Source organism: Mariniphaga anaerophila (genome assembly GCF_900129025.1).
Lineage (GTDB): Bacteria > Bacteroidota > Bacteroidia > Bacteroidales > Prolixibacteraceae > Mariniphaga > Mariniphaga anaerophila.
In genome coordinates this window covers 1-4,749 of record NZ_FQUM01000031.1, presented here as the reverse complement: position 1 = coordinate 4,749, position 4,749 = coordinate 1, and the positions used below count along the sequence as shown (strand labels likewise).

The following is a 4,749-nucleotide window of genomic DNA, read 5'->3' as shown; positions in this document are numbered from 1 at the left end:
GCAGGTTGTCGCCTCGGATTCCCGCATGATTGTCTTCGTCCTGCGGACGGACAATCACCCGCAATCCGCAACGACAACTTACAAGTGACCGTTACCAAACATATTGAAAAAAGAAAATAGCGCATGAAAATGATAGAATGGAATACTCTAAAACTTGACTTGAAAAAAATATTCAATTTTCAAGACGAGAAAGATTATCTATCAAAACTCGTCGCAAACTTTGAAAACTTAGAACAAAAAGGTGAAAATATTCCTTTCAAAATCACAGGAATAAGGAGAAAAGGTTTTGTAATAAAATCTGCTGGTCTATTTGGTTTTATTTCATTTGACCACATGCCCTGGAAATATGAAAATCATAATTCATGGAATGCTGTTTATCCTTCAATAAAAGGAAAAATATTTTTTGGCAAGACACATCAATTTGAAAAAAATCCTTTGACATTAATTCTAAATGGAGAGATTCCTCAATTCAAAAAAATTGAATTAAATGAGACAGAAAAATACAAAGGAATTATTATCAATAAAACAAAATATGGACTATTTATAGATGTTGGATATCATTTCAATTGGGACTGCGGGTCGATTGTCGGAATGATTCACAAATCAAATTTTGCTCCACTTGAAACATTCGAAAAATTAGAAATCGGGGAAACGATGGAAGCTTTCTTTTTGGGGAGCAACAATAAAGAACAACTTCTTTTTGGAGACAATAAAGTTTCAAAAGAGTGGCTGAACGGAGAAATTGAAAAATTGGTTGGAGAAATTTTACCTGTAAAAATCATTAAAATCAACGATGATAAAACGAGTTATCTTGTAAATGAAAAATATAATGCGACACTGCCAACTATATCGACAATTTATCCGACAAATAAGAAAATTATAAAAAGTGCAATTAAAAATTTTAAAAACGGGGATTTGATTCATTGTGAGATTATAAAAGTTAATAAACTCAATAAGATATTGCAGTTAAAATGGGATTTCGCCCATGAAATTGACGAGATAATTTCGAGAACTAATGACCAAGAAAACGAGCCAAGAAATGGGAATAACTCGATAGAAAACATTGCAGACAAAGAAGTAATTGAAAAACTAAAAAAAAATACGTTTGGTAACAAATTGTAAATTGCATTGCGGGGTTCGTGGTGTGTCGTACGCTGGATTCTCGCAACATCGTTCCGTCCTGCCGGACAGGAACGAGCTCCGAAATCCGCAACGACAACTTACAAGTGACCGTTAGGCGCAAAAGAAAAACGATGAAACCAACTTAATATGAAATACTCAACTAAAACGATAAAAAGTCTTAGTGACTTAATATCGAAATTAAAAGATGATAGTAAAGGATATGATGGTCCTATTTGGTTTAGAGGTCAACCCAAAATGACTTATAAGCTTCTTCCGTCCTATTATCGATTCAAAAATCCAGTTTCAGAGAAAACTTTGATACAAAAGTTTAAGCAAAATGCGACACTTTTATTAAATGATATTCCGTCAAATGATTTTGAATGGTTATTTCTTATGCAACATCATGGTGTTCCAACGAGGTTATTAGACTGGAGTGAATCTCCCCTAGTTGCAGCATACTTCGCATGTCAAAACAATAATGATGATGATTCTGCATTATGGGTTCTTTTACCAGTGGAATTAAACATCAATGCGGGGATAAGACCAGAAGAGACATTTAATATCCCATCACTTGACGATGATGCTTTGTTGAGCTATTCTCCTCCTAGATATCAAAATGATACAACTTCAAAAATGTATCCTGTAGCAACGATAACAACGCGAAATAACTCTAGAATGCAATCTCAATTAGGTTGTTTTACAATATTTCATAAGGAAAAAAAACCAATTGAAGAAATTGGTGATAAGAACCATTTATGGAGATATAAAATTCCGAAGGATAGTAAAAAGGAAATTCTTGAAGAATTAAAATTGTGTGGTATAAATAGATTCACTCTTTTTCCCGAACTTGAGAGCATTGGAGAAACATTAAAAAAGGAATTAAAATGAAATATATAAAAACATATGAGAAGAAAAATACCAACGTTCTTCGAATAAATTATGAAAGAAAGCTTATTCAAATAAATCCTGACTATCAACGAAACGGAGATATTTGGACTAAAGAAAAACGACAATTACTAATAGATTCTGTTTTAAACGATTATGATATACCTAAGTTATACTTTCATGTTTTAGATAGTCAAAAAAGAGAAAAAACAGGGAAAGAATTTGCTGTAATAGATGGTAGGCAGAGACTGGAAACATTTTGGTATTTTCTTGACAATAAATTTCCATTGGCAGATGATTTTGTTTTTTATAAAGATAAGTCGATAAAAGCAGGAGGACTATATTATAAAGATATTGCAAAGGAATATCCTGAGCTAAAAATGCTATTTGATTCATTTGAAATTCCAATTATTCTGATAGAAACAACAGACTTGGAATTAATTGACGAAATGTTTTCGAGATTAAATGAGGCAGTCCCTTTAAACGCTGCAGAAAAAAGAAATGCATTTGGCGGTCCAGCAGTAAAATCAATTAACACTGTAGCTTCAAATACTTTTTTTAAATCAAGAGTAAAGTTTTCGAATAAAAGATATCAATACAAAGAGGTAGCAGTAAGACTTCTATTTATTGTATTTTCATTAGAACATGACAATAAAATTATCGATACTAAAAAAGTGTATTTAGATAGTTTTGTAACGAGATTCAAAAAAGACAAACAATTAAATATTAATATATATGAAAAGGAAGTCTTAGATATATTAGAAGTGATGAATAATATTTTTGCCCCTAAAGATACCTTGCTTGTAACTCAATCTATCATTCCTATTTATTTTCTTTTATTTAGAGATTTATTGAACTCTGGAACACAGCTAGATTTTAATCGAAAAATTTTCATTGATTTTAAAAAGGAAATTCAACTTAACAAAAAGATTGCAGAGGAAGATATTACTCAAGCTAACTTTGATTTCCTTGAATTTGATAGATTGTCGATACAAGGGACAAATGATGCTAGTTCGATAAACCAAAGGTTAAAAATCTTGAAAGAATATGTATTGAAAAGAATATAACTTCAGCGCCTAACATTTTGTATATTTCATAGCGGTTGTAGTGGTATGCGTGGGGCGGATTCTCGCCCCGATTGTCCTTGTCCTGGCGGACAGACAATCGCACCGTAATCCGCTACGCAACATACAATTTACCGTTAGCTGCAAGGCTGAATGAAGCAATACTGCGTTAAATTAATATTCAAAATGAGCATAATTACAATAGCAGACCTTCTTAATGAATTTGTAAAAGCAGAAGTTGAAATATTAAATCAACAAAACATAAAACATCCAACAACTATTGGGACAATGTACGAAGGGTTAACTGCAACAGTATTGAATAAGTCTATATTCCAACATCTGAATCTAAAAGTGGTTAGAAATAGTTTTATTAATAACTGCAATACGGAATTTGATGTATTATTGGTTGAAGGAAAAGGAAAAGAAATTCCATACACTGACAGATTTGTATACGAGCCGGAACAAGTTATTGCTATAATTCAAGTTAAGAAAAACCTTTATTCAAAAGATATTGAGGAAGGATATAATAATTTCAGATTTCTGATAGATTATTACGAATCAAAAGAACCAGAAAAATTTGTAAATAAACTATTTAGAGACAGTTTTAGACATATCTGTCAAAAAGATATTTCTGCAATAGAATCTGGCGAACTAACCCAAAACGAAAGATTAATTTTTCACCATCTATGGATTGATGCATCATTACCAGTCAGGATAATATGGGGGTATAATGGGTTTAAAAGCGAATATAATTTTCGCGATTCGTTTTACGATTATCTATCGAAAAATATTACACTCGATTTTGAGAACAAAATTGCGGGCTTCGGACCATATAATTTTCCAAACCAAATTATATGTGGTCAATATTCAATGTTAAAAAATAATGGAATGCCCTTCATTCAGCCTTTGTCAAAAAATGGTTGGTGGTCATTTTATGTTACGTCCTCATATAATCCGACCTATTACTTTTTAGAACTTATATGGACAAGATTAACATATAAGTTTGAACCACTACCTTTAGAATTATTTGGTGAAGATTTGGACATGCAACCAGCATATAAATATTTAGATTGTAGAATAAAAGAACTTGATGGGAATTTGGGATGGGAATACAATAACATACTAATTTCAGATGAAGATTTAAAAGCGAATACGGAAGTCTCACAATGGGAACCAACTGAATTAGATTTAGCACAATTTGAAATAGTAACAGAACTTTGCCATAAATATGAAATTGATTTAGAAACTGATGCTGACTTAGAATCATACGTAATTAAAAACGGTTATTCTTCACTTGACGAGTTTGTGGAGAAATTAAAAGCCACAGGATTAGTTTACATTGAAAATGGAAAACTAATGTTATTGACAGACCAATGCCAATGTATCATACAAAATGGGAAATTTTACGCAGCCGAAAATAAAAGTGGAAGATTAACAAATTGGTCATTAAAAGAATTGGGAAAAAAGAAAAATGAAAATTAAAGCCCAGCAGCTAACACAGTACATATTGCAGGGCGGGGTTCGGTGGTACGCCAACTGCGGATTCTCGTTTCGCAGTTCCGTGTCCTTCGGACAGGAACGCGCTCCGAAATCCGCCCCGACAACATGTACCAACCGTCAGACTGTCTAAAAACCTAACCACAATTTGTTAAGAACTCGGTATGTTGTTAACACCTTC

General features: G+C 32.4%; 4 protein-coding genes. All 4 read left to right on the top strand.

What is annotated here, in order from left to right; genetic code table 11:
* Positions 1–123 precede the first annotated feature (123 nt).
* Positions 124–1,122, top strand: coding sequence for a hypothetical protein (locus tag BUB08_RS19820; protein WP_073003665.1), 999 nt, complete (start codon positions 124–126; stop codon positions 1,120–1,122).
* Between the two features lie 147 nt (positions 1,123–1,269).
* On the top strand, positions 1,270–2,010 hold the full coding sequence (locus BUB08_RS19815) for an FRG domain-containing protein (protein ID WP_073003664.1): 741 nt from the start codon (positions 1,270–1,272) through the stop codon (positions 2,008–2,010).
* Positions 2,007–3,074, top strand: a complete 1,068-nt coding sequence (locus BUB08_RS19810) for a DUF262 domain-containing protein (RefSeq protein ID WP_073003663.1) — start codon at positions 2,007–2,009, stop codon at positions 3,072–3,074. The genes BUB08_RS19815 and BUB08_RS19810 overlap by 4 nt, the downstream gene beginning before the upstream one ends.
* A gap of 183 nt (positions 3,075–3,257) precedes the next feature.
* Entirely contained in the window at positions 3,258–4,553 is a 1,296-nt protein-coding gene (locus BUB08_RS19805; protein ID WP_139249812.1) for a DUF6602 domain-containing protein, read from the top strand.
* Positions 4,554–4,749: the final 196 nt, after the last annotated feature.

Excerpts from the sequence above, each read along its gene's own strand:
- BUB08_RS19820 (WP_073003665.1), top strand. The coding sequence starts at position 124 with ATGAAAATGATAGAATGGAATACTCTAAAACTTGACTTGAAAAAAATA.
- BUB08_RS19815 (WP_073003664.1), top strand. The coding sequence starts at position 1,270 with ATGAAATACTCAACTAAAACGATAAAAAGTCTTAGTGACTTAATATCG.
- BUB08_RS19810 (WP_073003663.1), top strand. The coding sequence starts at position 2,007 with ATGAAATATATAAAAACATATGAGAAGAAAAATACCAACGTTCTTCGA.
- BUB08_RS19805 (WP_139249812.1), top strand. The coding sequence starts at position 3,258 with ATGAGCATAATTACAATAGCAGACCTTCTTAATGAATTTGTAAAAGCA.